This window comes from Nonomuraea sp. NPDC049269, assembly GCF_043197155.1.
Taxonomy (GTDB): Bacteria; Actinomycetota; Actinomycetes; order Streptosporangiales; family Streptosporangiaceae; genus Nonomuraea.
Map to the genome: position 1 here is coordinate 1,275,185 of NZ_JBICSO010000001.1, position 26,978 is coordinate 1,302,162.

The window sequence follows — 26,978 nt, forward strand, 5'->3', positions numbered from 1 at the left end:
CGCCGATAGAGGCCTTATTCGCCAGCGAGCACCGCGTGGACGGATGAGACCGCGCCCGCGCCATCGCCGACAGCGCTGGCCACTCGTTTTGTCGAGCCTGAGCGGAGGTCGCCGACCGCGAAGACTCGGGGCGCGCTCGTCTGGAACGGCAGGGGCCTACTGGACGATCCGGCGAGCGGCCAACCGTCCGTGAGGACGAAGCCGTCGTCGTCCTTGGCCACGCCGGCCAACCAGCTCGACACCGGGTCGGCGCCGATGAAGCAGAACAGTACGCGGCAAGCCAGCCGGTCCTGGCGTCCGCCCGGCCGTTCGACGACGATCGACGCGAGAGTGCCGTCGCCGGCCAGTTCGCGAACCATGCTCCCGGTGTGGAGCCGGATCCGGGAATGCGCCCGGATCCGGTCAGTCAGATAGGACGACATCCGGGCCCCGAGATCGGCGCCCCGGATGATCAGATCCACCGTCGCGCCGCGGGCGGCAAGGGAGAGGGCTGCCTGCCCCGCCGAGTTGGCGCCTCCCACGACCGTCACAGGCTGATCCTCGTATCCTCGGACGTCCAGTTCGGTCGCCGCGTACCGGATGCAGCCCGACTTCTCGAATGTCACCCATTGTGGGATGTCGAGGCGCCGGTAGTGCGCCCCGGTAGCGGCGATCACCGCGCGGCACTCGATACGTGAGCCGTTCTCCAGCAGGACGGCCGGCCGTCGATCGTCGGAGAGATCGAGGCTCGCCACCGCACAGGGCGCGTAGATCCGTACGCCGAATTTGAGCGCCTGGACCATCGCCAGCCGCGTGAGGTGCGCGCCGCTGACTCCGTGCGGGAAGCCCAGGTAGTTCTCGATCCGGGCGCTCTTGGCGGCCTGGCCGCCGAGCCCGTCGCGGTCGAGCAACACGGTGACGAGGCCCTCGGACGCCCCGTACACGGCGGCGGCCAGACCCGCCGGGCCGGCTCCTACTACGACGAGATCGACGGGACTTCCGTCGGGCCGGTAGGTGAGGCCGAGCGCCTTCGCGATGGTGCCGGGCGTCGCGCGCCGCAGCACCGTACCGTCGACGATCGCCGCCGGGAGTTCGTCTTCTGTGAGCCCGGCCGAGGTCATCAGCGAGCGCCCGGGGTGTGAGGCCGCGTCGAGCCAGGAATGCGGCAGGAGCAGTTGCGTCACGTAGGTACGCAGATCGAGCGTCTCCGCAACGTCCGGGCGGCCGACGATCTCCAGGGCATTGCCGGCCACCGAGCGGATGAACTCGCGCCGTTCCTCGAACGCCTCAAGCAGGAGGTCGGCGATGTCGGGCTGCTCGGCGAGGACCCTGCGCAACGTGGTCGCGCCGATCCGAACGACAGTCCCGGCGGTCACCACGCGCGCGGTCAGGTAGACGTGCTGACCGGTCAGCAGGCTGAGCTCACCGAGGAAGTCGCCGGGGCCACCTCGGTAGACCAGATGTTCCGGCTCGATCGCCGTCGCGTCCCGGACGATGTCCACCGTCGCCGTCAGGAGCAGGAAGAAGTCGTAGGAGTCGTCGCCGGGCGCGTACAGCTCCAGGCCGACCTCGACGTGCTCCACGTCGCCGTACTCGACGAGTCGGCGAGACTGCTCGTCGTCCAGGACCGACCCGCGCTGCGCCGCACCGTCGTTCATGTGTTTCCTCCGTTTTGGTCGCAGTGCCCTCGCCAGGCGGTGTGGCACCTGACGGCAGGGATCTCATGCCGGCGAGAACATGGCTGGGCGAGGTGCGCCTACCGCTCGAGGCAGCGGACGAGGTCACACCGTCACACCGGGTCAGAACGCATCTCCGGATGAAGTTCCGCTCCGGCCGGGCCACTCGGCCAGGAACGGAGAGCGGGCTCGGCCCGGGCGACGGTCACGATGTACAGGAGCAGGCCGGCAGTGGTGAGGGCGAACCCGGCCCAGACGGTGGACAAGGTTCCCCAGCCGGCATTGAGGGTGCGCCGCCGATCGCGCCCAGCGAGTTGGCCAGGTTGAGTGCAGCCAGGTTGAGTGCAGCCAGGTTGAGCGCGCCCATCAGGGCCGGGGCGTCCGGCGCGAAGCCGGTCAGCCGCACCTGGATGGTAGGGATCGCGAACATCATGGTCGCGCCGACGCCGAACAGGCAGGGCAGCAGTATGACCAGGTCGCCCCCGGCCACGCCGATCAGCGCCAGCAGTGCCAGGACAGCGCTATAACCCCAGATCAGGCCGCGGTGCTCGTACCGGTCGGCGACACGTCCGCCGAGGTGGTTGCCGGCCGCCATGCCGAGGCCGAAGACGGCGAGCGCGATCGGGATGAGCGAAGCGTCCTGCGATGCCGCGTCGGTGATGAGCGGGCCGATGAAGGTGCCAAGCGGTGACCCGACGACGGTGGCGATGGTGAGCCCTCCCATGACGGTGGCGAATGCCTTGCCGCCCTTGCCGGGTCCGTACACGTACGCCGCGACGACAGCTCCGGCGCCGAAGAACGCGCCCTGCACGCTGCCGGCGACGAACCGGAAGGCGACGAGCAGCGCGATGTCCGGCGCCAGCGCGGAGAGTCCGTTGCCGATCAGGAACAGGGCGATCAGGCCGAGCAGCAGGGTGCGCCGGTCGACCCGGGCGGCGAACAGGGTGATCATCGGCGAGCCGATCACCACCCCGAAGGCGTACGCGGTGATCGCGTACGTCGCGACCGGGATCGACACGTTCGATTGGACGCGAACAGCTGGATGATGCCGTTGCTGCCGAACTCGCCGGTGCCGATCGCGAAGGTGCCCAGCGCCAGCGCGAACAGCGTCAGCTTCGGATGGCGGATAGGCGACTTGGCGGAGGTGTGCCGGTTCTCTTCGGCAGTGCATTGGCCTTCGTAGGCGCGCTGATGCAAGGTCCCGTCCTCGTGGAAGATCGGTGCGAGAAGCGTGGCTAACGTGCGGCGCGCTTGATGAGGTCAGCCGTCACGGCAGGTTGCGAGATCATCGCGACGTGCGAGGCCTTGACCTCGGCGGTATGTGCGCCGGCCCGCTGCGCCATGAACCGTTGCGCCGCGGCCGGGAGTACTTTGTCATCGCGGGCCACGAGGGACCAGGAGGGGATCTCCTTCCACGCCGGGGCCCCGGACGGCTCCTGCAGCGCGCGCACGTCGCTCGGTCGCTGGCCGGCCCACATCAGGTCGGTGGTTGCGCTCGGCAGGTCGCCGGCGAAGACCTCGCGGAAGACCTCGTGCTTGACGTACCCGTCGACGAGGCCCTCACCGTAGGGACGGAAGTCCAGCGCCGTCTCCCCCAGCTTGCTCCCGGGGTACTTCGTCTGGAGGCTCAGCAGCGTATCCCCCTGATCGGGGGTGAACGCGGCGACGTAGACCAGCGCCTTCACGTTGGCGTTGCCGGTCGCGGCGTTCGTGATCACCATCCCGCCGTACGAGTGCGCGACGAGCACCAGCGGGCCGCTGAGCGTGGCGAGGATGCCGGCCAGGTAGGCGGCGTCGGCGGCCACGCCGCGCAGCGGATTCGCCGGGGCGAGGACCGGGTAGCGGTCGCGGATGAGCCGGGCGGCGACGCCGTTCCAGCCGGAGGCATCGGCGAATGCGCCGTGCACCAGCACGACTGTCGGCTTGGACCTGCCCTCCGGCCGGGTGTGTGCCTGCGCCGCGGGCGCGCCGAGCAGGGCGCCGGCGGTGGCCGCGGCCGATCCGGCAAGCAGGGTACGGCGAGTTGTCGTCATGGATGTGGAACCTTTCGGCAGAGGTTGATCGCTGGTCAGCGTAGGGTCGGGGACTTGACGATCTCTGCACGGCCGGGTTCACGAACGGTTCCCTCCTCGTAAAGTGTGCCGATCTAGCCTGGCGCCGTCGTGCAGGTAGGGCGTCGAAGGACAGGTCGAGATGAGATCGAGAAAAAGCGAGCGTCAACTGAAGGTGGGCCTGCGGGTCCATGTCATCTGCTACGTCGTGGCGCATGTGGTGCAGGTCGTGGTGTGGTGGTTTTTCACCCCGCAGCACTTCTTCTGGCCGCTGTATTCGCTGGTCGCCTGGGGTATCGGGCTGGCGTTCCACATCTGGGCGGTCTCCTCGCCTTCCCGGCGGGATTGAACGGTGTCGTTCTTTCTCGAGTTCGTACGCGATCCCATGACGGTGGGCGCGGTCGCGCCGAGCAGCCCGGCATTGGCCAGGGTGGCGACGGCGGCCGTCCCCAGTACCAGCTCTCCCATCGTCGTGGAACTCGGACCGGGTACCGGCTCGTTCACCGCAGCCATCCAGCGGCGTCTCGCCGGACGCGGCCGGCACATAGCCGTCGAGGTCAATGCACGGTTCGCGCAGAAGCTGGCCGCCCTCCACCCGGAGGTCGACGTCGTTCATGCGGACGCGACCGACCTCGCCACGGTGCTGGCGCAGCGTGGGCTGCGCCAGGCCGACGTCGTGGTCAGCGGCCTTCCATGGGCGGCATTTCCCGAAAATCAGCAGCGCGACGTGCTGTCCTCGGTCGTGGCGTCCCTGTCACCGCACGGCGTGTTCACCACCTTCGCCTACGTGCATGCTCGATGGGCCCCGCCGGCTCGGCGCCTGCTGTGCTCCTTGCGGTCGCGGTTCGACGAGGTGGTCATCAGCCGGACGGTGTGGGCGAATCTCCCACCCGCTTTGGTCTACTACTGCCGTCGCCCGGGGGAGGTCGACGTGGACGTCACGGTGCGCTGACGATCAGTACCCGGACGCCACTGCTAAGGGGCGATCGTCAGGTCCTGGGTGGGTAGGGTCTGGCAGGCCAGCCGCCAGCCCGCGGCCAGCTCGTCGGTGGAGAACAATCCCCGGGTGTCGGTCTCGTAGGCGCCGGAGACGACCCGTACGCGGCAGGTGCCGCAGGCGCCTTCGCCGCACGACTGGGGCAGCAGGACGTGGGCGGCGTTGGCGGCGTCGAGGACAGACTGCCCGGGGCGGCAGGGAAAGGCCGGGCCGCCGTCGGCCATGCCGATGGTGAACTCGGTGACGCCGGCCGCCGCGGCGGTCAGGGCGATGGCGTGTGCCTTCTCCTGGCGGCTCTCCTTGCTCCGGCCGGACACGAACGCCTCGGTGTGGATGGCCTCGCGCGGCACCCGCAGTTCCGTTAAATGACCGATCAGGTCCTGCATCATCGATGCAGGACCGCAGAGGTGGACTCGGTAGGCGTCTTCGGCGTACGCGCGGAGCACGTCGACGCCGATCCGGCCGTTCCGCCCGGTCACGAAGATCGACACCTCGAGCCCGGTCAGGCGTTCCCGCAGCGCCTCGATCTCCGGCCGGAAGGCGACCTCGTCCTCGGTCCGATAGCTGGCCAGCAACACGATCCGCCCTGTGTGACCGGCGTCGGCGGCCGCGCCCAGCACACTCATCAGCGGCGTGATTCCCACGCCCCCGGCGATCAGCAACAGCGTTCCGGCCGTGAGGTCATGTGCGGGATCGCAGGTGAACTCGCCGTGCGGGCCGCTCACCCGCAACGCCTGGCCGACCGCCAGCTCTTCGTGCAGGAAGGACGAGCCGAGCCCGTCGGGCTCGTGCTTGACCGCGATCTCGACGAAGCCATTCGCCCCAGGGCCACTACAGATCGAGTACGAGCGTTCGATCGGCTCGATGGCGACAGGCAGGTCGATCTTCAGGTACTGCCCGGCGATGAACGAGAACGGCATCGCGTCGGTGCTCAGGGGTTCGAGGCGGATCCGCCGGACCGTCGGGGTCAGCGTCTCCATCGCGGCCACCCGCAGGTATCCCTGCCAAGGCGTGGCCGGGTCCGGGGCCACCCCGCCGGAGCGGATGGCTCGCCACATGGTTCCGAGCTGCCGCGGCTTGAGCACCGCGTTCGCGGCCATCAGCCCGCCGGCCAGCGCCCCAACCACGCCGGAGCCCCAGGCGTCCTGCCCGGCCACGAAGAGACCCTTGACAGGCGTGCGGCATCCCGCCCGTGGTGACCGCAGCCGTTGAGGAGTCGCCGCGAGACCGTAGAAGGAGCCGAGAACGCTGTGCTGATAGATCTCGAACGACAGCGGGGTCGCGAGCTCGGCGAACGCGATCGCGTCCCGGAAATTGGGCCATCGTTCCTCCAGGCGGGCGATCAGCCGCTCGGTCAGGTCATCCTTGAGCTTGCGGTAGCTTTCCGGCCGCTCTTCCGCAGGCGTCCCGCGCCACTGGTCGACCACCCTGGGATCGACGAGTTCCAGCACCTCCACCGTGTGGAAGCGGGCGGCCGGGTTGTTGAGCGAGGCGAACGAGACGTACAGCGTGCCTTCCCCGGGTGGACGACGGAAGCCGTCGTGGTCGTCGAGGTCCGGCATGAACCAGTGGTTCTCGCCGCGGATCCCGAACGCGGCCGGCGACCGGTCCATCCCGAGGAACAGCATGACCGCCGACGGTTCCCCGGGCAGATCCCCCAGCTCCTGGCTCTTCCCGATCAGGGCGTAGGTGTTGCGCACCCCGGCCGCCGAGACGACGGTGTTCGTCCGTACGCGGTAGCGCCGGCCGGTGGCGGTGTCCTCGACGTCGACACCGGCCACCTTGCCCCGCTCGACAGCGATCTCGCTGACCCGTTGCCGGGGGCGCAGCACCACGCCGTACCGCTGAAGGATCTCCAGAATGATCCGGGAGAGCTCCTTGGGCCCGCCCACGGGGTGCGCCGTCCCTTCCATGAAGAAGGTCAGCGGGACCGCGGCGTGATAGCCGAACGCACTCGACGAGGGCGGAATGCCATAAAGTCCCCACCGGGCGGCGAGAACGGCCCGCAGATGCGGATCGCGGAAGCTTCGGGAGAGCTGATCCGTCAACGATCGATACATCGACGGGAAGAGCTGCTCGACGATGGGCCAGCCCACCTTTCGTACGCCGGCGGAGAAGGACGCGAAGACATTGCGCGCCGCGAGCCCGGACATGGCCCAGCGTGTGGTCCGGAAGAAGCCGTCGATGGCGTCGGCCTCGGCCGGGAACCGTTCCGCGAGGCGCGCCCTGAACCGTTCCTTCGTGGCGGGGACGGCGAAATCGAACCCCGGGAAGTGCAGGATGTCGTAGTCGTCCGGCAGCGGCGAGAGCTGCACCCGCCCGTCCGTCATGAACTCGAGGAACGGGCCGGCATTCGCGCTGATGTAGTGCAGCCCGGTGCCGAACTCGTATCGCCCGGCCCGGGAGAACTCGTGCGTCATCCCGCCGAGCGTGTAGTGCTGCTCGAGAACAAGAACCCGTTTCCCGCCGAACTGCGCGATCGTACGGGCCGCGGCGAGACCGCCCATACCCGAACCGATCACAACGACGTCGGCTTCCTCGTACGAGACCATCCACACCCCCGGCTTGTCCGTCCTGCGGGGTCAGATTGGCGGAGCCGACTTGACGCGGACGGAACGATCTGGGAATTCCGTCGCGGAACGACGCTCGTTCACGTCCATTTCCCGTTCAGTCCGCCGCCGTAGCCTTCCACCATCACGTCCTGAGAGGTTGGGAAATGGCACACAGGAAACCGACGATCGTGCTCGTGCACGGAGCCTTCGCGGAAGGCAGCGGCTTCACCGCGATCGTCAACCGACTCATCGCCGCCGGCTATCCGGTCGTCGCCGCGGCGAACCCGCTTCGGGGGCTCTCCTCCGACGCGGAGCAGGTCAAGGCCCTGCTGAACAGCATCGAGGGACCGATCGTGCTGGTCGGCCACTCATACGGTGGCGCCGTCGTCTCCGCTGCCGCCACCGGGAACCCCGAGGTGAAGGCGCTGGTCTATCTGGCGGCATTCGTGCCGGAGACGGGCGAGAGCGTACAGGAGCTGGTCGAGAAGTTCCCGGGCAGCACCGTGGGCGAGTCCCTCAAACCCGTGCCGCTGCCCGGCGGGCAGGTCGACCTCTACATCGACCCGCGGGTGTTCCATCCCCATTTCGCGGGGGATCTGCCTGCCGAGGAAGCCGCGCTCTTCGCGATCACCCAGCGCCCGGCCACCGGCGCCGCCCTCGGCGAGCCCGCCGCCGGCCCGCAGGCCTGGCACACGATCCCGAACTACAACCTGATCAGCGGCGCCGACCGGATCATCCCGCCGGCCGCGCAGGAGTTCATGGCCCAGCGCTCCGGCGCGAAGGTCCAGGTCGTCGAGGGCGCCTCGCACCTGGTGTTCGTCTCACATCCGGGCCCGACCGCGGCCTTCATCGACAGGGCGGCGAGTGAAAACACCTGAAAGACGAGGCGCGCCATATCCGGCGGCAAGCGGCGTCTCTGCAACTGAGCAGGACGTGCGCCGACGGCCAGTTCGACGCAATGGGCGTTCTGGTGCTGAGCAGTGCGATCAAAGCTCGGCAAGGAACTTCTCGGCGCGGCGGGCGAAGAGGTGAGCCCCGCGTTCGTTGGACCGGTCGCGGGCCTTCTCGGCAGCGACTCGTACGACTTCGGCGGGTTCGCCGCGGGCGTGGAGCAGGCGCGCCCGCAGCAGCAGGATCAGTCCTTCGGCGTAGCGTTGACCGTAGGCATCAAGAGCCTGGTCCGCTCGGTCGAGGGCGATGCCCGCCTCGTCCGGCATCCCGGCGGCCAGCCGCATCTCGGCGATCAGTCCGTAGTGGTACGCGACGCCCCATCGCGGCGGGTCGACCAGCGTCCCGGCCATGAGCTGTTCGGCCTCCGCCGCGATACCGGCCGGGTCATCGCCGACGAGTGCACGGGCCCAGTACCAGCTCAGCCGTATGTAGTGCTCCTGCTGAATGGCGGCGCGGCCAGTGCCCACGGCCATCCACCGCTCGATCGTGCGCATCACCCAGCCCGCGTCACCGGCCATCGAAGCAATGATCGTGGTGTAGTAGGCCCAGGTGGCGACCGCATACGAGTCGTCGGGGCCGTTCCATTTGTCGATTATGGTCTCCGCCGTCCCGATGTCACCGTGCAGTGCGGTCACGACGGCCCGCCAGCCGGGCCATTCACCCGAGACATCACGCCGGATCGGGGTCTCGCTGTGCGGGGAGACGACCCCGTCGAGAAGGGCGGGGTTGTTCTCGCTGAAGCACTGGTATGCCTCGCCGATGTTGCCGATGTCCCACCGGTGCAGGCCCCAGGCTTGCCGGCCGTACACACGGACGACCGGATCGGAAGACGCCTCCCCTTGTTCGTACAGGCGGCGGACCAGGCGAACGCGGTCCCACTCCAGGAAGGTGTAGGCCCCGAACAGGCGAGCGAAGAGGAGGCCGGCGGCTTCAACCTCCCGGCCGAGTTGGCGGGCCAGACGTTCCGCACGCTCCAGCAGATCGAACGTGGTGCCGCCGAACCCGGCTTGCCGACGCGGGGCGATGGCGAGTAACGAGAGAGCGGAGAGCTCGAGTTCCGGGAGCCCGGCGGTCCGCGCGAGCTGGGCGGCCGACTCCAGGTGCCGATCGGCGGCAGCGAACGCGAGCTTGGTCGCCGCGCGACGACCGGCGCGCTTCAGCGCCTCCACGGTACGGACCGGGTCGGCGAGGGGGCCGGCGGCAGACAGGTGGAAGGCGAGACGTTCGGTGATGGACTCGTCGTTCGCTTGGCTTTCTTCGAGCGCGTCCGCGATACGCAGGTGCAGCCGGACGGCCCGCAGCTGCTCCGTTGTCTCCATGATCGATTCGCGAACCAGGTCGTGCGCGAAGCGCCACGAGAACGGATCGTCCGGCACCGTCGCGAGCAGGCCGAGCGCGCGCAGCGGTTCGAGGTATTCAAGGCAGGCTGCGACGTCGACACCGGCGGCGCGGGCGAGTAAGCCGAGGTCGACGTCGCGGCCGATCAGCGCGGCGACGCGCAGCAGGTCGCGAGCGCTGTCGTCGAGGCCCGTCATCCGATCGCGGACGACGTCTCGCACGGTCGACGGCACCCCGCCCCGGGCGGATGCGTCGCCGTCGCTGAGCGCGCCGCGGTCGCTGAGGAGCCGATACAGTTCGCAGACGAAGAAAGGATTGCCGGAAGTGCGAACGTGGATGTTGCGGGCGATGTCCGCTGCGGGTTCGTGGCCGGTCTCACGGCGGATGAGTTCGGCCACGTCAGCCAGGCTGAGCGGGCCGAGTTGGATCCTGCGATGGCTGGGCAGCCGGCTGGCGGCGGCCATTACCCGCGAAAGGTCGGGGCTGGGTGTGGGTGCGCGATCGCGAAGGGCGCAAATGATCGCAGTGCCAGCGGGTAGCCGGCCCGTCAGATGGCCGAACAGCTGGAGCGAGGTGGCATCAATCCATTGAAGGTCATCTAAAACGAGCAGCGTCGGCCGTCCGGCCGAGGCCTGGCCGATGAAGGTGACGACCTGTTCGAACAGGCGGAACTGGGCGCGGCCGCCGGAAACCGGCGGCGCGGTGTCATCGTCTCGAGGTTCGAGGAGGCGACCGAGTTCGCTGGCCAGCCACTTCTCGCGCGCCAACGCGGGCAGGCTGTCGAGGACAAGGGCGAGCGCCTGCTCCCATGGCCACATCGATGGTGTTCCGTCGCCCTCCAGACAGGAAGCCCAGACGACGAGCGCGCCACGCTGGTCCGCGGCGGCGGCGGCCTCTTCCAGCAGGCGCGTCTTGCCCACGCCCGGTTCGCCTTCGACGACAGCGAGCCCGGTGCGGCCGGTGAGCGCCGCCTCGATCGCCTGCCACAGCACGCCGAGTTCCTCGCCCCGGCCGACCAGTCCGGCTGCCTGCCTCGCCGGTGGGTGGTCACTCTCACTCTCCGTGCCCGTCACCACCGGCGATGCCGGCGCCTGCGTCAGCACTCGCAGGTGCGCAGCCTGCAGCGCCGAACCGGGGTCGATGCCGAGCTCTTCGGCGAGGCGGGCACGGACCGCGTGGAACGCTGACAGCGCCTCCGCCTGCCGTCCAACGGCGCCGAGGGCGGTGATGAGGCCGGCATGTACGGGTTCGTGGAACGGGGCCATCGACGCGGCCAGCTGCAACGGCCGGATCACCCGCTCCGGCCGGCGTAACGACACGGCCAGTTCGGCCGCTGCCGCACAGGCCGCGTAGAACTCGTCGTCGAGGGCGGCCAAGATCGACATCGCGGTCGATCCATAGGACAGTCCGTCCCCCGCGGGGCCACGCCAGAGGCCGAGTGCTTCGACGTAGTGGTCGAGCGCCGCTTCGTAAGCGTGCTGGGCGAGGGCGGCCTGAGCCGCTTTGAGGAGTTCCCGGAACGTGACGAGATCCAGCGTGCCGGGGCCGGCACTGAACACGTACGCGTTGCCGCGGCGATGCAGGTATGTACCGGCTGCCCGGGCGGGGACCGCGGGTTCGAGCACCCGCCGCAATGCCCCAATGTACTTCTGCACGACGTTGCGCGCGCTGGTGGGGGCGTCATCGGCCCAGATCAGGTCGATCAATTCGCTTGTGCTGACCGGATGGCCCACGCGTGCCAGGAGCAGGGCCAGCAGCTGCGCCTGCTGCCGGGGGCCGGCGTCCAATTCGGCATCATCGCGCCACAGCCGCAACGGACCGAGGACCTGCAGGCGCAGCGAGCCGGCACCGGTCGGCGGACCTTCGCCGTCGGGCCTGACGGGGTGGGCTAGCCTGGTCACGTCGACTCCCGGATGAACATGACAGATTTGTCCGCGTGTGACCTGTGCCAGATAGCAGCGTGCACCGAGTATACGGGCCTGTTCAGGAGGCTCCTACGACCGACCTTCGAGCTCGACGGCTGATCAACCAGCCGAACCCGGTCGCCGTGAAGAACATGACAATGCCGTACACCGCACCCGGAATAGCAATCTCGGCACTGTTCAACAGCGTCGGGCTCAGCGCGACCGTGATGGCGAGCCCGGTGTTGTGGATACCGATCTCAAACCCAGCCGCGGTCGCCGCTCTATGATCGACGCCCGCCAGGCGCGGCACGCTGTAGCCGATCAGCAGGCTCACGATGTTAAAAGCCAACGCGGCCAGCCCGACCGAGACGAAATAGCCGAGGAGATTCTCCCGCTCCGAGTACAGCACAGCGTAGATGACCCCGATCAGGACCACGACCGACAGTGCCCGGACGGGGAGGTTGAGCCGCTGCGCCACCTCCGGCGCCCTCGCACGCACGAGCATCCCGATCGCGACCGGTACGACCACCATCACGAAGACCTGCAGTATCTTGTCGAACTGCAGGCCGAGGGCAGCCCCATCGGGTAAGAAGTACCTGGCTGAGAGGTTCACCACGATCGGCAGGGCGACCACGGCCAGCACCGAGTTGATCGCGGTGAGCGTTACATTCAGCGCGACGTTCCCGCCGAACAGGTGGCTGAACAGATTGGCCGTGGGGCCACCGGGCGACGCCGCGACCAGCAACATCCCGACCGCCAACTCCGGCGGAAGCCCGAAGGCGAGCACCAGGCCGAAGCAGATCGTCGGCAGCAGCACGATTTGGCACAGCAGCGCGACCACGGCCGCCTTCGGATACTGTCCCACCCGCCGGAAGTCGTCCAGGGTCAGGCTGAGGCCCAGGCCGAACATGACGATGCCGATGGCAAAAGGCAGGCTGGCCAAGATCAATGAGGAGCCCATGGCGGACATTCTCGGGCATACTGACAAATCCTGGGAGGGTCCAAGGCTTGTCAGGTTCCAGGCTGACTGATCTAAAGGATGCAGGTCGAACGGCGCGTAGCGCGATCGACGACCCGGTCCGCCTGACCGGCGGTGCTGGTCCACGCTGACCTATGCAAGGGCGTTCAGCTGCTGGTATTCCGTCACGGAAATCAGATGCTCCGCCGTCAGCCCTGCAAAAGGCCGCGGTGGCAGCCCTTGAACCTCATCTCACCCGCATGGCTCGTGCGCGCTTTACCGCAGGTCACGAGGGCTAGAAGTCCGCCGCGCCGAACCCGCCGGTCAGCCGACCGTACCGGGAGCCAGTTGCGCCTCTATGGCGGTCACCGCGTGGGCACGATGCGCGGCCAGCACGCGCACCACGGCCTCCGCGTCGCGGCGGCGCAGGAGGTCGAGTGTGGCGCGGTGTTCCTCGATGACCCGCTGCCTGTTGGGCTCTTCGCCGTAGTACAGGGAGCGGTAGGCGTCGGTGGAGTCCCACAGTGTCCTGATCAGCCGGACCAGCCGCGGCAGCGCCGACCACTCGAAGATCATCATGTGGAAGCGGCGGTTGGCCTCGGCCATCTCCAGCACGTCGCCCGCCGCCGCGGCCCGCTCGACCTCGGCCTGCGCGCGTTCGGCGGCCTCCAGGCCGGCGTCGGTGAGGTGCTCGACGGCGCGGCGGACCGCCTCGGCCTCGAGCAGCTCGCGGATCAGGTAGACCTCGCGCAGGTCGTCGAGCGACAGCCGCTGCACGCAGTAGCCGCGGTGCGCCTTGTACGTGACCAGCCCCTCGCCCTCCAGCGTCTTCAGCGCCTCGCGCAACGGGACCCGGCTGACGTCGAACTCCTCGGCCAGCGCCTCCTGCCTGATCGGGTCGCCCGGGCGCAGGCGGCCCGTGGTGATCGCCCGCCTGAGCTCCTCCAGGACGAACTGCTGGGCCGTGGGCGGCCTGCGGTGCCCTTCTACCGAGGTCATTGCCCCAATATCTCACGGACCCAGTCCGCGTCCTGCCCAAGCGAGGGGGGCGGGAGGCGGTACGCGGGCGGTGTCGCGCCGAGGCCGATGGGGTTGGCCACCTGATCGCCGGCCAGTGGCTCCAGCCCCAGTTCCGTGGCGAAGGCGAACGCCGCGTCCAGGGTGTTGATCGGCCCGCACGGCACCCCGGCCGGGGTGAGCGCGGCGAACCACTCGTCGGCCGTGCGCGCCGCCAGCGCCCGGTCGAGCTCGCCCACGAGCTCCTCCCGGCAGGCGACCCGGCCGCTGTTGGCGGCGAACCGGGGATCTTCGGCCAGGTCGGCCCGGCCCAGCACCTCGCACAGGGCGCGGAACTGCCGGTCGTTCCCGGCCGCGATGACGATCGGCCGGTCGGCGGCCTGGAACACCTCGTACGGCACGATGCTCGGATGCCGGTTCCCCATGGCCTTCGGCACCACCCCGGCGGCGGCGTACCCGGAGGCGTGGTTGGTCAGGGCCGACAGCAGCGACGACAGCAGCGACACCGACACCCGCTGTCCCTGCCCGGTGGCGTCGCGATGGCGCAGCGCGGCCAGGACGCCGAGCCCCGCGTGCAGCCCGGTGATCACGTCGACGAGGGCAACGCCCGCCTTCGTGCCGGGACCGTCCGGCTCGCCCGTCACGCTCATGAGCCCGCCGACGGCCTGCGCGATCAGGTCGTACCCGGGCAGTTCCGCGCCCTTGCCCGCGCCGAACCCGGTGATCGAGCAGTAGACCAGCCCGGGGTTGGCGGCGCTCAATTCGGCGTAGCCGAGGCCCAGCCGGTCCATGGTGCCGGGCTTGAAGTTCTCGACGAGCACGTCGGCGCGGGCGGCCAGCGCGCGGGCCACCTCCAGGTCGGCCGGGTCGCGCAGGTCGAGGGCGATCGAGCGCTTGTTGCGGTTGACGGCCAGGAAGTAGGTGGCCACTCCCCCGGCGTGCGGCGGCCCCCACGAGCGCGTGTCGTCGCCGGCGCCGGGGCGTTCCACCTTGACGACGTCGGCGCCGAGGTCGGCCAGCAGCATGGTCGCGTACGGCCCGGCCAGCACCCGGCTGAAGTCGGCGACCAGCAGCCCGGACAAGGCGCCGCCGCTGTGCTCGCCGGTTCGCTCACTGCGCTCGCTCACGCCGGCGCCCCCAGGTAGACGGTCACGGTCTGGGTGAAGAACTCGCGGGCCGCCCGCCCCTGCTCCCTGGGCCCGAAGCCACTGAGCTTGGTCCCGCCGAACGGCACCCACGGGAAGGTGCCCGCCGACTCGGAGTTGACGTGCAGCACGCCGACCTCCAGGTGTTCGACGGCTTGGAGGGCGGCGCCGAGGTCCCTGGTGAAGATCGCCGCCGACAGGCCGTGCTCACTGTGGTTGGCCAGCCGCAGCGCCTCCTCGGGACCTGAGGCCCGCACGGCGCCCACGACGGGGCCGAACAGCTCCCTGCTCCACACGTCCACGTCGGTGCCCGGCAGCGCGAGCACGGTCGGCGGGGTGAACCAGCCGGCCGCGAGGTCACCCTCGGTGTACGGCCGCGCGCCCGCCAGCACGGTGGCGCCCTGCCCGAGCGCGTCGCGCACACCCGCCGACACCCGGTCCCTGGCCGCGGCGCTGACCAGCGGGCCCATATCCACCCCGGCGCCGAGTGGGTCGCCGACGACGAGTTCCGCCGCCCTGGCGGCCACCTTGCGCAGCAGTTCGTCGGCGACGGACTCTTCGACGACCAGCCGGGAGGTGGCTGTGCACTTCTGCCCGGTGGACCGGAAGGCGCCCGCGCACACCTGCTCGGCCGCGTGGTCGAGGTCGGCGTCGGCCAGGACGACGGCGGCGTTCTTGCCGCCCATCTCGGTCTGCACCGGCTTGGCCAGCTCGCCGCAGCGCGCGATGACGGCCCGGCCCACTTCGGTGGACCCGGTGAAGGAGACCACGTCCACGCCGGGGTGGCCGATGATCGCCGCGCCCGCGTCGGCCTCGCCGTAGACGAGGTTGAGCACGCCGGCGGGCAGTCCGGCGTCGGCGAGCGCGCCGGCCAGGCGGGCGGCGAGCAGCGGGACGAGCGAGGACGGCTTCCACACGACCGTGTTGCCGTAGGTGAGGGCGGGCGCCAGCTTCCAGGCGGGGATCGCGATCGGGAAGTTGAACGGGGTGATCACCCCGGCCACGCCGACCGGCTTGCGCATGACGAGGAGGTTCTCGCCGCGGCGGGGGGAGGCGTAGATCTCGCCGCTCTCCCGGTCGGCCTCGGCGGCGTAGTAACGCAGGATCCTGGCCGCGCCGCGTACTTCCGCCACACCCTCGGGCAGGGTCTTGCCCTCTTCGCGGCTCAGCTCGCGGCCCCACTCCTCGGCGGCGGCGTCGATCAGGGCGGCGGCCCCGGAGAGCACGGCCGCGCGTTCGTGGTGCGGGGTGGCCCGCCAGCCGGGGGCGGCGGCGCGGGCCGCCCGGATCGCCAGCTCCACCTGCTCGGATGAGGCGGCGTGGCCGCGGGCGACGACCTCATCCGGCCTGGCGGGGTTGGTGTCGGTGAACTCCGCGCCGGATCCCTCGATCCAGCGGCCGTCTACGAGGTTCAGGATGTCCATGGTCAACGCACCTTAACTGTGTCATATTGGATAATCAATATTGGATCCAAAATACAGGGAGCGTGGACATGCACCCCTCCGCCCTCTTCGCCATCGACGGTCTGCTCACCGACGAGGAGCGCGACATCCGCCAGACCGTCCGCCAGGTGTGCGACCGGGAGATCCGGCCGTACGTCGCGGACTGGTTCGAGGCGGGCGCGCTGCCCGCCCGCGAGCTGGCCCGCACGCTCGGGTCCGTCGGCGTCCTCGGCATGCACCTCGACGGGTACGGCTGCGCGGGCCTCGGCGCCGTCGCCTACGGCCTGGCCTGCCTGGAGCTGGAGGCGGCCGACTCCGGCCTGCGCAGCCTGGTCTCGGTGCAGGGTTCGCTGGCCATGTACGCGATCTGGAAGTACGGCAGCGAGGAGCAGAAGCACGAGTGGCTGCCCGCGATGGCGGCCGGTGAGCGCATCGGCTGCTTCGGCCTGACCGAGCCCGACTTCGGCTCCGACCCGGCGGGCATGCGGACGACGGCCAAGCGCGACGGCTCCGACTGGGTGCTGAACGGCACCAAGATGTGGATCACCAACGGCTCGGTGTCCGACGTGGCCGTGGTCTGGGCGCGGACCGAGGAGGGCATCCGCGGCTTCCTGGTGCCCGCGGGGACGCCCGGCTTCGCCGTACACGATCTCAAGCGGAAGGTCTCCCTGCGCGCGAGCGTGACGAGCGAGCTGGTGCTGGACGGCGTGCGGCTCCCGCGAGAGGCGATGCTGCCCGGCGCCCGCGGCCTGTCCGGGCCGCTCGGCTGCCTGAACGAGGCCCGGTTCGGCATCGTGTTCGGCGCGATGGGCGCGGCGCTCGACTGCCTGGAGACGGCGCTCGCCTACGCGGCCGAGCGGGAGATCTTCGCCCGGCCGCTCGCCTCCTTCCAGCTCACCCAGGAGAAGCTCGCCGACATGACGCTGGAGCTGGGCAAGGGGCTGCTGCTGGCGGTGCATCTCGGGCGGCTGAAGGAGCGGGGCGAGCTCACCCCCGAGCAGGTGAGCGTCGGCAAGCTGAACAACGTGCGCGAGGCGATCGACATCGCCAGGACGTGCCGCACGCTGCTCGGCGCGAGCGGCATCACCCTGGAGTACCCGGTGATCAGGCACGCGGTCAACCTGGAGTCCGTGCTGACCTACGAGGGCACCTCGGAGATCCACACGCTGGTGGTGGGCAAGGCGCTGACCGGGGTGCCCGCGTTCCACTGACGGGCTCAGAAGGTCTGCCAGGTCGCATCGGTGACCTGGCAGAGCCTGCCCTTGTGCACCCGCATCTCAGCCGCGGCCACGTCCAGGCTGATCACCGCGAGCGTCTCCCAGCGCTGGTCGAGCGGCAGCGCGGGGTCGGCGTGCGCGCAGACCGGTGCCACCGGCCCGTGGCTGGTCATCGCCCGCGCCCTGGCCGTGGCGTCCAGGTCGCCCAGCTCGCCGGTCCGCTCCTCCAGGTGTTCGAGCCTGGCGTAGGTGCCCGGCCGCTCGGTGCCCAGCCGCTCCCCCGCGCTCAGCGCGCCGTCCAGGAAGTGGTTGGCGTGCAGCAGGACACCGGCGGCGTCCGCCTCGACGACCGCGACGCCGTCCGGGCAGATCTCCAGCGACCTGGCCCCTTCCACGGTGACCACGGTGATCACGGTGGACGCCGACGTCCTGGCCGACCTGGCGATCTCGGTGGCCTGCTCCAGGGTGGCGGCCTCGTCCAGGATCCGGCGGGCGACCACGTGCACGGGCACGCCGGCGTTCGCGTGGTCCGACTCGTGGCGCAGGATGTTGAAGTGCGCGCCCAGTCCCGCGCTGTTCACGCCGATCTTGGCCAGCACCCCGAACTCGGTGAAGGTCCGTACCTTGTGTCCCTCGCGCGGCTCGTACGCCCACAGCAGCGGCGCGTCGCGCAGGTGGTCGTGCCAGTCCCAGGTCTGCGTCGTGCGCGGCGGCAGCCCGCCGCCGAGCACGACGGCGGTGGAGCACTCGCCCTCCCCGTCGTGGCGCAGCGCGGCCAGGATCTCGGTGCGCGCGTTGACGACGGCGACCTGCCAGGGCTCCAGGCCTGATCCCGCCGCGATGCCGCCGATCTCCTCGGCGAGCTCCGGCGCCCACGCGGCCGTGCTGTCGAGCGCCCGCTCGCCCAGCTCCCTGACCCGCCCCGCGTGCGCGCCGCTCACCTCGAACAGCCGCAGGTAGCCGTCGAGATTGGCGTGTACGGCCTCGCGCCAGCGGGCGCCGAACTGCCTGCCGCGTCCGGCCGCGTCAAGGCAGGTGGAGGTATAGGAGGGAAAGGTCATCTGGGGTCCACCTCGTCCATCAGTGCCGCGACGGCGGCGCCCGCGTCGCGGTGGACCCGGTGGCGCTGCTCGTCGTCCTTGTCCTGGCTCAGCTTGAACACGCTCTGCTCGGCCGTGACCCGCACGCGGAAGGCCGCCACGCCGGACACGATCCTGGCGAAGACCTCCTCGGAGGCCGGGCTGGGCCGCCAGCTCGGCGTCCGCGGCGACTCCATCGCCTCCACGGTGCGCCGCACGACGTCCAGGGGGTCGGGGTGCGGCTCGATCAGGCCGGTCAGGTGGACGGCCGCGTAGTCCCAGGTCGGCACCGCGGGGTCGACGGCGTAGCTCGTCGGCGAGACGTAGCCGTGCGCGCTGGAGAAGACCACGAGCACCTCGGGCGCCTTTGGCTCGGGCGCTTTGGGCGCGGACCCGTCAGCGGTGGCAGCCGGGTCCCAGGCCCGCCAGTGCGGGTTGACTCTGGCCATGTGGCCGAGCAGCGTCGCCCCCACGAACGTGGACTCGCCGCCGCTCTCGACGATGACGGGCACGTGGGTGGCCACGGGCACGCCGCCGGTCGCGGTGATCACCAGCGCGAACGGGTTCTCCCGCACCAGCCGCGCCACGTGCGTGGAATCCGGCGCCGCAAAACGGGGAAAGCTATACATTCCGCTTACTCCACACTGCTCAAGATGGCGTCCCAGGCGATCTCCGACGCCAGCGCGCCCAGTCCGGCCGGCTTGAGCCCGCCCAGGTCCACCTCGTCGGTGGTCAGCGCGAACAGCACGTCGCCGTCGTTCTGAGTGTGGAAGGGCTGGATCCCCCGGTGCATGGAGCCGTGCACCTGGCGGCTGAGCTGGGTGAGCTCGACGTCGGCCAGCCGTACGTTCGTGATCAGCACCGTCAGCGTGGTGTTGCCCATGACGGCGGGGGCGTCCGACGTGATCGCGTAGTCCACACTCGGGTGGCGCCTGGTGTCCTCGTCGGCGTGGTAGTTGCCGCGCAGGATCGTCCCGTCGCGGCCCACGACCACGCCGACGGAGTTGACCACCGTCGCCACCAGGACCTTGACCGCCCCGAAGGTGCCGAAGGCGGCGCCCTGCCCGGCGAACTCGGCCCGGGCGAACTCGACCTTGCCCGCGCTGGCGCTGCGGCCGGCGCCGCACCTGCCCACGGGGAACTCGCCCTCGACGGCGGCGCGCAGCGCGGCGCGGCCGAGCTGCCCGTCGGGGTGGACGGCGTTGTCCCGGGTGGAGAAGTCGTAGATCACCGCGCCCGAGACGAGTTGGAGTTCATCCCACTTGGTCCGGTTGCTCCGGCGGGCCAGCAGTTCCTCGCTCGCCCCGGCGATCGCCGACATCCCGTACACCGAGCCGCCCGTCAGGCAGATGGCGTGGTTGTAGTCGTAGCCGCCGCTCAGGCCGACCGCTCCGCCGCGGGCGTCCACGGCGGTCCGCGCGCCCGCGGGGACGTGCACGACGGTGCAGCCGGTGGGGCCCTCGCCGTACTCCGCGGTGCCGACGTACACGCCGGGCAGGTCGAAGGCGACCGAGCCGCGTCCCGGGCTGGGCTGCGGGGTCAGCGTGAGGTCGGAGTTACCGGGCACGCCGGCGGCGAAGGCCGACACGGGAGCGAGGGTCACAGGGACTCCAGGAGTTGTCGCGAGTACGGATGTTCGGGTGCGGTGTAGAAGGTGACCGCGTCGGCGGTCTCGACGACCTCGCCGCCGCGCATGACGGCGATCCGGTCGGCCACGTAGCGGACGGCGCCGAGGTCGTGGGAGATGAACAGCGCGGCGAAACCGTACTCCGCCTGCAGGTCCTTGAGCAGGTTGAGGATCTGCACCTGGACGGAGACGTCCAGGGCGCTGACTGCCTCGTCGAAGACGATGAAGCTCGGCCGGGTGATCAGCGCGCGGGCGATGGACACCCGCTGCCGCTGGCCCCCGGACAGTTCGTGCGGGTAGCGGTCGGCGAAGCCGGCCTCCAGGCCGACCTGTTCGAGCGCCTCGGGGACCCGCTCCCCGGCGGCTTTTCCGAGTACGGCCAGCGGCTCGGCGACGCTCTGGCCGATGCGCATCCTCGGGTTCAGCGACCAGTGCGGGTGCTGGAGCACGGCCTGCATCCGCCCGGCCAGGTCCTTGCGCCGCCGGGGGAACGGGCGGCCGTCGAACCTGACGGTGCCGGAGGTGGGCCTTTGCAACCCGAGCGCCACCCGGCTGGTGGTCGTCTTGCCCGAGCCCGACTCACCCACCAGGCCGAGCGTCTCGCCTTCGGCGACGGAGAGCGAGACCCCGCGCATGGCGTCCAGCCGGGTACGGCGCAGCGGCGGGCCCGTGGTGAAGGACACCGTGACGTCGGTGAGATCGAGGATCACGCGATCACCTCCAGCTCGGCGGCCCGGTGGCAGAGCACGTCCTGGGCGCCGACGCGGACCGGTCCGGGGCGCTCGGTGGTGCAGCGGTCCTCGGCGAAGGGGCAGCGGGGCGCGAACGCGCAGCCGGCCGAGGGGCCGGTCAGGACCGGAGGGCGGCCCGGCACCGGCTCCAGCCGCACCCCGGGGGTGGCCGCGGCGGGGGCCGATCTGGCCAGGGCGGCGGTGTAGGGGTGGACGGGATTGCCGAGCACTTCGGCGGCGGGGCCGCTCTCCACCACGCGCCCGGCGTACATGACCGCCACGCGGTCGCATCTGCGGGCGACGGCGGGCAGGTCGTGGCTGAGCCAGACGATGCTCGTGCCCTCCTCGCGGGCCAGCGAGAACACCACGTTCAGCACCTCCTCGCGCACCTGACTGTCGAGCGAGGCGGTCGGCTCGTCGGCGACCAGCAGCTCGGGCGAGGCGGCCATGGCCAGCGCGATCGCCACCCGCTGGGCCATGCCGCCGGACAACTGGTGCGGGTAGGCGGCCGCCACGCGCGGGTCGTCGAGCTTGACCCGCTTCAGGTGGAAGGCCACGTCCGCGTCACTCCCGCCGCCACGACCACCGCGACCACCGTCCCGACCACCGTGGCCGCCGTCCCGACCGCTGTCACGGCCGTCGCGACCATTGCCGCCTTGTTGTCGCAAGACGAGCCGGAGCTGGTTGCCGACCCGCATGGTCGGGTCGAGAGAGGCGATCGGGTCCTGGAAGACGAAGCCGAGCCGCTGCCGGCGCAGCCGCCGCAGCGCGGCGGGCGGCAGGTCCAGCACCGGCTCGCCGGCCACGCGCACCGTGCCCGCGCTGACCACCGCCTGGCGGGGCAGCAGGCGGCCGATCGCCGCGCCGAGCGTGGACTTGCCGGACCCGCTCTCCCCCACGACCCCGACGGCCTCGCCCGCCGCCACCCGCAGGTCGGCGCCGTCGAGGGCGCGGGCCGTTCCGTAGTCGACCTCCAGGCCGTCCACTTCGAGCAGCGCGCTCATATCAGTGCCCTCGTCTCCCTCGGCTCGAACCGGTCGCGCAGCCCGTCGCCCAGCACGTTGATGGACAGGATGGCGAGCACCAGCACGACGCCGGGCCCGATGATCAGCCAGGGGGCCGCCATCATGTAGGTTCCGCCCTGGCGGATCAGCACCCCGAGCGACGCCTGCGGCGGCTGCACGCCGAAGCCGAGGAAGCTCAGCCCGCCCTCGACCGAGATGCCGACCGACAACGCGTAAGTGCCCTGCACGGCGATGGTGCCGGCCACGTTCGGCAGGATGTGGCGGCCGAGGATCCGGGGCAGTCCGGCACCGCTGATGGCCGCCGCGGTCACGTAGTCGCGTTCGGCCACGGCGACGGCGGCGGCTCGTACCAGCCGGATCATCAGCGGGATCGTGACCAGCACGATGCTGGCCACCGCCGCGAGCTGGCCGGGCCCGGCGACGGCCGCCACCAGGATCGCCAGGACGATGGCGGGGAAGGAGTAGAGCAGCTCCACGACCCGCATGACCAGCTCGTTCAGGTAGCCGCCGCGGTATCCGGCCAGGATGCCGAAGCCCGCGCTGAGCGCGGCGGTCACCAGGACGGCGGCCGAGGAGAGCAGCAGCGTGGTGCCGACGCCCTCCATGACGCGCGGCAGCATCGAGCGGCCCAGGTTGTCGGTGCCCAGCCACCAGCCCGGCCCCGGCGGCCGCAACCGCGGGCCGACGATCGCGTCGGGGTCCCCGCCGGCGTGCACCAGCGAGCCGAGCGCGACCAGGACGAGCAGCAGCAGGCAGCCCAGGCCGGTCATCGACAGCGGATCGAGCCGCCGTGCCCGCCGCACTTCGACCCGCGTCTGTCCGGGTCTGTTCACGCGCGCCTCCCGAGCCTCGGGTCGACCAGCCCGACGAGCAGGTCGATCAGGACGTTCATGACGATGAACACGGTGGCCGCCAGCAGCACGCCCGCCTGTACGACCGCGTAGTCCCTGCGTCCGACCGCCTGGACGACGTACGAGCCGATGCCCGGCAGGTTGAACAGGTACTCCACGATCAGCGCCCCACCCAGGAGGTAGGCGGTGATCGTCGCGGTGAGCGTCAGCACGGGCCCTGCGGCGTTGCGCAGGATGTGGTGCCTGACGATGAACCACGGCGTCTCGCCCCGGGCGACGGCGGCGGTGACGTGCGGCTCGACCAGCACGTTCAGCACGGCGTCACGGGTCGTCCTGGCCGTAGCCGAGATGGCGAAGATCGACAGCACCGCGGCGGGCAGCAGGTAGCCGCTGGTCTGCAGGCCGTACCGAGAGACCACGAACACCACCAGGCTGCCCAGCGCGAACTCGGGGACGCTCACGCCCAGCCCGCTCAGCAGCCGCCCGGCGGCGCCGCCGCCTCCCGGGCGGGCGCGCAGCGCGGTCAGCACGCCGAGCGGCACCCCCGCCAGCAGGGCGGCGCCGACCGCGAGCAGGGTGAGCTGGGCGGTCACCGGAAGCCGGGCCCACAGCTCGGCCGCGACCGGCTGCCTGCTGATCATCGAGGTGCCGAAGTCCCCGGTGCCGACCGCCGCCATCCAGTGCCCGTACTGCGCGAACACCGACTGGTCGAGCCCGTACCTGGCAGCCAGCTCGGCCTTCTGCTCGGGCGTGGCGAACGGGCCCAGGATCGTCTCGGCGAACCCGCCCGGCATCAGCCGGAGCGCCGCGAAGATCAGGACGGAGATGCCGAGGAGGGTGACGGCCGAGCTCAGCGCCCGGCCCGCCCACCACAGCAGGAGCCGCATCGTCAGCCCTTCTTGACCCGGGCGTCGGCGACCAGCCGCAGCAGGTTGCCGTAGCCCTCGGTGGCGTACAGGCTCGGGCTGACCGCGTCGGCGCGGTAGGCGACCGTGGCCGGGCGGGTGACCAGCGGGATCATCTGCGCGTCGGTGTCCGCCTTGGCGCACACCGCGGCCAGCGCCTTGTCGCGCTCCGCGCCCGACGGGGTCTCGGCCGCGGCGGCGATCAGCTTGTTGAGGTCCTTGTCGGCCTGCATGAAGCCCACGTTGAAGCCGGCGACGTCGGGGTTCCACCAGGTGGTGACCATGCCGGGGTCGGCGTACCCGGCGAACCACGACAGCGCGGCGTCGAACGTCGCGGGCACCTTGCCGTACACCTTGCCCGCCCAGCTCGCCTCGTCCATCTGCTCGATCTTGACGGTGACGCCGGCCTGCTGGAGGTTCTGCTGGATCACCTGGGCGACGGCGGGGGCCGGCTCGGTGGAGTAGATGCTGAGCGTGAACGACAGGTTCGCGACGCCCGCCTGGGCCAGCAGCTCCTTGGCCTTCGCGGCGCCGCCTCCGGTGGCCGAGGGCAGCGCGGCCGGGTCACAGGCGCCGGGCAGGCCGGCGGGCGTGACGCCGGTGGGCTTGCCCTGGCCGCCGAGCGCCACCTCGGCCATCTGCTTGCGGTCCAGGGCCATGTTCAGGGCCTGCCGGACCCGGGGGTCGGCGAACTTGGGGTTCTTGGAGTTGAGCATCAGGTAGTAGAAGTCGGTGGTGGCCTGGGTGGCGACCTTGACGTTCGCGGCGCCGGCCAGCATCGCGGCGGAGTCGACGTTGCCCAGCGCGGCCAGGGCGGAGCTGCCGTTCTGCACGGCGGCCACGCGGGCGGCCTCCTCGGGCGCGATCGTGACGGTCAGGCTGTCGGCGGCCGGCTTCCCCTTGTCCCAGTAATGCTCGTTGCGGGCGAAATTCCAGGACACGTCCTGGCGGTGCGCCTGCACCTTGAACGGCCCGGTGCCGAGCATCTCCTTGGCCGGGTCGAGCGTCTTGGCCTCGATCTCCTTCATCGGCAGGATCGCGGCGGGCACGTTGGCCAGCGCCGCGAGGAACGGCGTGTACGGCTTGGCCAACGTGATCTTGACCGTGGCCGCGTCGACCTTGGCCACCTTCTCGACCGGGCCGAGCTGCCCCCGCCATACCGACTTGGCGGCCAGCAGCCGCTTCAGGCTGCCCACCACGTCGTCGGCGGTCATCTCCCTGCCGTTGGAGAAGGCGACGCCCTTGCGCAGGTGGAACACGTACGTGGTCGGGTTCGGGTTGTCCCAGCTCTCGGCCAGCCGCGGCTGCGGGCTGAAGTCGGGCCCCACGGTGACCAACGTCTCGTAGACCAGCGACATGAGCTGCCAGGAGGTGGCCACGTCGGCGAGCTGCGGGTCGAGCCCGGTCGCCGCGCCGCTGTCGATGTGCACCGCGACGTTGAGCGCGCCGCCCGCGGGCAGCTTGTCGTCGGCCACGGCCAGGAAGCCGGGGGCGGCCGTCGAGCCGGTCGCGGCGGTGCCCGGCGGGGCCGCCGCCGTCCCGCCGCCGCAGGCGGCGGTGGTGGTGGCCAACGCGAGTGCCGCGACGCTACCGGCCAGTCTGTATCGCATGACGCCTCATCTCTGGTGACAGGAGCCCTGGCTGCTCGGCGGGACGTCGAGCGTGGGGTTGCGGTCGAAGAACCCGGCGGGCTTCAGGGTGAATCCGCACGTGTCGACGGGCATGATCGGCCAGTCCTCGGTACGGGGGAAATGGGTCAGCCCGAACGTGTGCCACAGCACGATGTCCTGGCCGTCGATGTCGCGGTCCGCCGCCGTGTACGCGGGCAGACCGGCGCCACCTGGATGCTGGTTGACCAGGTCACCGGCCGGATACCGCTCCCGGGGGTGGTACCTGGTGACCCAGAGATGGCTGGTGGCGAACTCCGCCCTGGCGCGGATCGAGGAGTCCTCGTGGGCGAGCAGGGTGGGCAGCCCCTCGGGGTACAGCGCGTAGCCGACGGGCTCGCCCAGACGGTTGGTCACCGCCGGGTTGACCACGTGCCAGGTCCGGCCCGTGGCGAGGTCGGCGTCGCGCCGGCCCTCCGACTCGGTGTGCAGCCTGGTGACCTTGCGGCCGAAGGCGTTGCCGTACGGGTTGCCCTCGTCCATGGGCAGGCGTACGACCTCCACCTCGTCCACCGCGTTGGCCGGGCCGTCGACCATCATGTCCAGCCGCGCGGAGAACAGGTGCTGGTGATACGGTGCGGCCAGCCCCGGAGCCACCTGCGAGCCGTACGGCGCGGCCCGCTCGTCGTAGGCGCCGGTGAACACGATGCCGGTGGCCTTGACCTCCAGCTCGATGGTGCCGTCCAGGTAGAGGTACCAGTAGAAGCCGTAGTCGTAGTTGCCGACGGTGACGAAGAAGGAGATGACCAGCCGCCGCTGCCTGCGGGTCTCGCGGGAGCCGTTGGCCGGGTCGGTGTGCTTCCACAGCACGCCGAAGTCCTCCTCGTGCATGCAGATCGCGTTCTGCAGCACCTGGGGCGAGCCGTCGCCGCCGGTGACGGTGACGTCGAAGTAGGTGATCTCGCCCAGGCAGTCGCAGCCCAGCTCCAGCGAGTTGGCCAGCTTGCCGAGCTGGTATTCGCCGGTGTCGAAGTAGTTCTGCCAGAACCGGATCGGACTCGGGTCCCCGTAGGGCACCAGCATCTCGGCCACCGACGCCCGGTAGACGATCGGCCGGCCGTCGAAGCCGATCTGGTGCAGGACCAGGCCCTCGCGCATGTCGTAGCCGAGGCGGACGTTCCACTTCTCCCAGGTGACGAGGTTGCCGTCGATGCCGAAGCTGGGGCCGTCCGGCTGGGTGATGTGGATGGGCCGCTGGGTGGTGCGGTGCTCGCGCTCCAGATGGTAGTCGCCCGCTTCCGCGGGGATGGGCTGCGCGCCGGTGTCGACGATCTCGATCACCACGCCCTTGAGCAGGTCGACGAAGGCCACCAGGCCGTCGATGGGGTGCGCCCAGGGCAGGCTCTCCTCGGTGGGCCGCAGGTGGGCCAGGACGCGGGCGATCCGCCTGCCCTCCTCGCCCGGCAGGCCGTAGCTGCCCGCCGACAGCGCCGCGAGCCACACCAGAGCCGTGTCGTCCAGGCCGCGCCTGGCCAGCGCCTCGGCCCACCCGGCGTCGGCGCCGAGCACCCGCCTGACCAGCTCGTGCTCCTCGTCCAGCATCGGAACCTGGCCGTCGGTGACCGGGTCGATCGGCCGGCGTTCCGCCACCCGTCCTTCGGTGATCGAGACGACGACGTCCTGGGCCTGCTCGGTCGCCAGATCGAGTACGAGGGCGCGGGCCCGCCGGTCCGTGGGGCCTTCTCCGAGCACGGCTTCCTTCGGGGGCTCCTCGATCCCGAGGTAGGCCACCCGGCCGGTGACGGCCAGCACGCCGTCGTCCGCCATGATCCGCTTGACGTCCTCGATCTCCTGCGCGCTGAGCGGGTCGAGCGGATGAGACCGCTCCCCGACGCCGAGAACCCGCCGTCCAGCTGCCATCCGGCT

General features: G+C 70.7%; 24 protein-coding genes. 5 read left to right on the forward strand and 19 right to left on the reverse strand.

The features are described 5' to 3' along the window. Positions 1 to 14: 14 nt before the first annotated feature. The 4 genes from ACGFNP_RS05810 to ACGFNP_RS05825 all read right to left on the reverse strand — a co-directional run bounded on the left by ACGFNP_RS05810 (position 15) and on the right by ACGFNP_RS05825 (position 3,688). Positions 15 to 1,637 (reverse strand): FAD-dependent oxidoreductase, encoded by a 1,623-nt coding sequence (locus ACGFNP_RS05810; protein WP_393315267.1) that lies wholly within the window; start codon positions 1,635 to 1,637, stop codon positions 15 to 17. A gap of 223 nt (positions 1,638 to 1,860) precedes the next feature. Then, positions 1,861 to 2,625 carry an MFS transporter gene (locus tag ACGFNP_RS05815; RefSeq protein ID WP_393315270.1) on the reverse strand — a complete coding sequence of 255 codons (765 nt, stop codon included), beginning with the start codon at positions 2,623 to 2,625 and terminating at the stop codon, positions 1,861 to 1,863. Further along, complete coding sequence (locus ACGFNP_RS05820) at positions 2,619 to 2,852, reverse strand: hypothetical protein (RefSeq protein WP_393315273.1); 234 nt, start codon at positions 2,850 to 2,852, stop codon at positions 2,619 to 2,621. Before ACGFNP_RS05820 ends, ACGFNP_RS05815 begins: the two co-directional genes overlap by 7 nt. 38 nt (positions 2,853 to 2,890) lie before the next feature. Next, complete coding sequence (locus tag ACGFNP_RS05825) at positions 2,891 to 3,688, reverse strand: alpha/beta fold hydrolase (RefSeq protein WP_393315276.1); 798 nt, start codon at positions 3,686 to 3,688, stop codon at positions 2,891 to 2,893. Between the two features lie 160 nt (positions 3,689 to 3,848). Here ACGFNP_RS05825 and ACGFNP_RS05830 point away from each other — a divergent pair, with 160 nt between their 5' ends. Further along, the gene (locus tag ACGFNP_RS05830) at positions 3,849 to 4,055 is read left to right on the forward strand and encodes a 2TM domain-containing protein (RefSeq protein WP_393315279.1); all 207 of its coding nucleotides are present in this window, start codon (positions 3,849 to 3,851) and stop codon (positions 4,053 to 4,055) included. 3 nt (positions 4,056 to 4,058) lie between these two features. Continuing rightward, on the forward strand, positions 4,059 to 4,658 hold the full coding sequence (locus tag ACGFNP_RS05835) for a class I SAM-dependent methyltransferase (protein ID WP_393315282.1): 600 nt from the start codon (positions 4,059 to 4,061) through the stop codon (positions 4,656 to 4,658). 23 nt (positions 4,659 to 4,681) lie between these two features. On the opposite strand, the gene ACGFNP_RS05840 is transcribed toward ACGFNP_RS05835, so the two are convergent. Next, entirely contained in the window at positions 4,682 to 7,255 is a 2,574-nt protein-coding gene (locus tag ACGFNP_RS05840) for an FAD-dependent oxidoreductase (RefSeq protein WP_393315285.1), read from the reverse strand. Between the two features lie 164 nt (positions 7,256 to 7,419). Here ACGFNP_RS05840 and ACGFNP_RS05845 point away from each other — a divergent pair, with 164 nt between their 5' ends. Further along, positions 7,420 to 8,133, forward strand: a complete 714-nt coding sequence (locus tag ACGFNP_RS05845; protein WP_393315288.1) for an alpha/beta fold hydrolase — start codon at positions 7,420 to 7,422, stop codon at positions 8,131 to 8,133. Positions 8,134 to 8,241: 108 nt separating this feature from the next. Here ACGFNP_RS05845 and ACGFNP_RS05850 read toward each other — a convergent pair whose 3' ends face one another. Continuing rightward, positions 8,242 to 11,277 carry a BTAD domain-containing putative transcriptional regulator gene (locus ACGFNP_RS05850; RefSeq protein ID WP_393316600.1) on the reverse strand — a complete coding sequence of 1,012 codons (3,036 nt, stop codon included), beginning with the start codon at positions 11,275 to 11,277 and terminating at the stop codon, positions 8,242 to 8,244. On the opposite strand from ACGFNP_RS05850, the gene ACGFNP_RS05855 reads away from it, so the two are divergent. Continuing rightward, positions 11,269 to 11,436, forward strand: coding sequence for a hypothetical protein (locus ACGFNP_RS05855; RefSeq protein WP_393316645.1), 168 nt, complete (start codon positions 11,269 to 11,271; stop codon positions 11,434 to 11,436). The genes ACGFNP_RS05850 and ACGFNP_RS05855 overlap by 9 nt on opposite strands. Before the next feature lie 91 nt (positions 11,437 to 11,527). Here ACGFNP_RS05855 and ACGFNP_RS05860 read toward each other — a convergent pair whose 3' ends face one another. The 4 genes from ACGFNP_RS05860 to ACGFNP_RS05875 all read right to left on the reverse strand — a co-directional run bounded on the left by ACGFNP_RS05860 (position 11,528) and on the right by ACGFNP_RS05875 (position 15,992). Beyond that, the gene (locus tag ACGFNP_RS05860) at positions 11,528 to 12,418 is read right to left on the reverse strand and encodes a bile acid:sodium symporter family protein (protein ID WP_393315291.1); all 891 of its coding nucleotides are present in this window, start codon (positions 12,416 to 12,418) and stop codon (positions 11,528 to 11,530) included. A 312-nt stretch (positions 12,419 to 12,730) separates the two neighbouring features. Then, complete coding sequence (locus ACGFNP_RS05865) at positions 12,731 to 13,405, reverse strand: GntR family transcriptional regulator (protein WP_393315294.1); 675 nt, start codon at positions 13,403 to 13,405, stop codon at positions 12,731 to 12,733. Continuing rightward, positions 13,402 to 14,550, reverse strand: coding sequence for a CaiB/BaiF CoA transferase family protein (locus ACGFNP_RS05870; protein WP_393315297.1), 1,149 nt, complete (start codon positions 14,548 to 14,550; stop codon positions 13,402 to 13,404). The genes ACGFNP_RS05865 and ACGFNP_RS05870 overlap by 4 nt, the downstream gene beginning before the upstream one ends. Continuing rightward, positions 14,547 to 15,992 carry an aldehyde dehydrogenase family protein gene (locus ACGFNP_RS05875; RefSeq protein ID WP_393315300.1) on the reverse strand — a complete coding sequence of 482 codons (1,446 nt, stop codon included), beginning with the start codon at positions 15,990 to 15,992 and terminating at the stop codon, positions 14,547 to 14,549. The genes ACGFNP_RS05870 and ACGFNP_RS05875 overlap by 4 nt, the downstream gene beginning before the upstream one ends. A 68-nt stretch (positions 15,993 to 16,060) precedes the next feature. Between ACGFNP_RS05875 and ACGFNP_RS05880 the strand changes: the two genes are divergently transcribed. Beyond that, on the forward strand, positions 16,061 to 17,221 hold the full coding sequence (locus ACGFNP_RS05880) for an acyl-CoA dehydrogenase family protein (RefSeq protein WP_393315303.1): 1,161 nt from the start codon (positions 16,061 to 16,063) through the stop codon (positions 17,219 to 17,221). 5 nt (positions 17,222 to 17,226) lie between these two features. Here the strand turns inward: ACGFNP_RS05880 and ACGFNP_RS05885 are convergent, their stop codons facing one another. From ACGFNP_RS05885 to ACGFNP_RS05925, 9 genes are read right to left on the reverse strand one after another with little or no spacing between them, the layout of a single operon-like run. Then, a complete protein-coding gene (locus ACGFNP_RS05885; protein ID WP_393315306.1) occupies positions 17,227 to 18,288 on the reverse strand; it encodes a C45 family autoproteolytic acyltransferase/hydolase in 1,062 nt (353 codons plus the stop codon). Beyond that, the gene (locus tag ACGFNP_RS05890; protein WP_393315309.1) at positions 18,285 to 18,935 is read right to left on the reverse strand and encodes an FMN-binding negative transcriptional regulator; all 651 of its coding nucleotides are present in this window, start codon (positions 18,933 to 18,935) and stop codon (positions 18,285 to 18,287) included. Before ACGFNP_RS05890 ends, ACGFNP_RS05885 begins: the two co-directional genes overlap by 4 nt. Before the next feature lie 5 nt (positions 18,936 to 18,940). Beyond that, entirely contained in the window at positions 18,941 to 19,909 is a 969-nt protein-coding gene (locus ACGFNP_RS05895; RefSeq protein WP_393315311.1) for a P1 family peptidase, read from the reverse strand. Continuing rightward, positions 19,906 to 20,643 (reverse strand): ATP-binding cassette domain-containing protein, encoded by a 738-nt coding sequence (locus ACGFNP_RS05900; protein WP_393315314.1) that lies wholly within the window; start codon positions 20,641 to 20,643, stop codon positions 19,906 to 19,908. Before ACGFNP_RS05900 ends, ACGFNP_RS05895 begins: the two co-directional genes overlap by 4 nt. Continuing rightward, positions 20,640 to 21,668 carry an ABC transporter ATP-binding protein gene (locus ACGFNP_RS05905; protein WP_393315317.1) on the reverse strand — a complete coding sequence of 343 codons (1,029 nt, stop codon included), beginning with the start codon at positions 21,666 to 21,668 and terminating at the stop codon, positions 20,640 to 20,642. The genes ACGFNP_RS05900 and ACGFNP_RS05905 overlap by 4 nt, the downstream gene beginning before the upstream one ends. After that, positions 21,665 to 22,522 (reverse strand): ABC transporter permease, encoded by an 858-nt coding sequence (locus ACGFNP_RS05910; protein WP_358326921.1) that lies wholly within the window; start codon positions 22,520 to 22,522, stop codon positions 21,665 to 21,667. The genes ACGFNP_RS05905 and ACGFNP_RS05910 overlap by 4 nt, the downstream gene beginning before the upstream one ends. Then, positions 22,519 to 23,427 (reverse strand): ABC transporter permease, encoded by a 909-nt coding sequence (locus tag ACGFNP_RS05915; RefSeq protein ID WP_358326919.1) that lies wholly within the window; start codon positions 23,425 to 23,427, stop codon positions 22,519 to 22,521. The genes ACGFNP_RS05910 and ACGFNP_RS05915 overlap by 4 nt, the downstream gene beginning before the upstream one ends. A gap of 2 nt (positions 23,428 to 23,429) precedes the next feature. Further along, complete coding sequence (locus tag ACGFNP_RS05920) at positions 23,430 to 25,055, reverse strand: ABC transporter substrate-binding protein (RefSeq protein WP_393315322.1); 1,626 nt, start codon at positions 25,053 to 25,055, stop codon at positions 23,430 to 23,432. A gap of 6 nt (positions 25,056 to 25,061) precedes the next feature. Continuing rightward, positions 25,062 to 26,972: a primary-amine oxidase gene (locus ACGFNP_RS05925; RefSeq protein WP_393315324.1), complete on the reverse strand. Its 1,911-nt coding sequence runs from the start codon at positions 26,970 to 26,972 to the stop codon at positions 25,062 to 25,064. Positions 26,973 to 26,978: the final 6 nt, after the last annotated feature.

Bases quoted from the DNA above. Each gene is read 5' to 3' on its own strand.
- ACGFNP_RS05825 (WP_393315276.1), bottom strand. From the start codon at position 3,688: ATGACGACAACTCGCCGTACCCTGCTTGCCGGATCGGCCGCGGCCACC.
- ACGFNP_RS05860 (WP_393315291.1), bottom strand. From the start codon at position 12,418: ATGTCCGCCATGGGCTCCTCATTGATCTTGGCCAGCCTGCCTTTTGCC.
- ACGFNP_RS05925 (WP_393315324.1), bottom strand. From the start codon at position 26,972: ATGGCAGCTGGACGGCGGGTTCTCGGCGTCGGGGAGCGGTCTCATCCG.
- ACGFNP_RS05890 (WP_393315309.1), bottom strand. From the start codon at position 18,935: ATGTATAGCTTTCCCCGTTTTGCGGCGCCGGATTCCACGCACGTGGCG.
- ACGFNP_RS05810 (WP_393315267.1), bottom strand. From the start codon at position 1,637: ATGAACGACGGTGCGGCGCAGCGCGGGTCGGTCCTGGACGACGAGCAG.
- ACGFNP_RS05865 (WP_393315294.1), bottom strand. From the start codon at position 13,405: ATGACCTCGGTAGAAGGGCACCGCAGGCCGCCCACGGCCCAGCAGTTC.
- ACGFNP_RS05855 (WP_393316645.1), top strand. From the start codon at position 11,269: ATGGCCCACGCGTGCCAGGAGCAGGGCCAGCAGCTGCGCCTGCTGCCG.
- ACGFNP_RS05880 (WP_393315303.1), top strand. From the start codon at position 16,061: ATGCACCCCTCCGCCCTCTTCGCCATCGACGGTCTGCTCACCGACGAG.
- ACGFNP_RS05840 (WP_393315285.1), bottom strand. From the start codon at position 7,255: ATGGTCTCGTACGAGGAAGCCGACGTCGTTGTGATCGGTTCGGGTATG.
- ACGFNP_RS05845 (WP_393315288.1), top strand. From the start codon at position 7,420: ATGGCACACAGGAAACCGACGATCGTGCTCGTGCACGGAGCCTTCGCG.
- ACGFNP_RS05915 (WP_358326919.1), bottom strand. From the start codon at position 23,427: ATGCGGCTCCTGCTGTGGTGGGCGGGCCGGGCGCTGAGCTCGGCCGTC.
- ACGFNP_RS05875 (WP_393315300.1), bottom strand. From the start codon at position 15,992: ATGGACATCCTGAACCTCGTAGACGGCCGCTGGATCGAGGGATCCGGC.
- ACGFNP_RS05920 (WP_393315322.1), bottom strand. From the start codon at position 25,055: ATGCGATACAGACTGGCCGGTAGCGTCGCGGCACTCGCGTTGGCCACC.
- ACGFNP_RS05885 (WP_393315306.1), bottom strand. From the start codon at position 18,288: ATGACCTTTCCCTCCTATACCTCCACCTGCCTTGACGCGGCCGGACGC.
- ACGFNP_RS05905 (WP_393315317.1), bottom strand. From the start codon at position 21,668: ATGAGCGCGCTGCTCGAAGTGGACGGCCTGGAGGTCGACTACGGAACG.
- ACGFNP_RS05830 (WP_393315279.1), top strand. From the start codon at position 3,849: ATGAGATCGAGAAAAAGCGAGCGTCAACTGAAGGTGGGCCTGCGGGTC.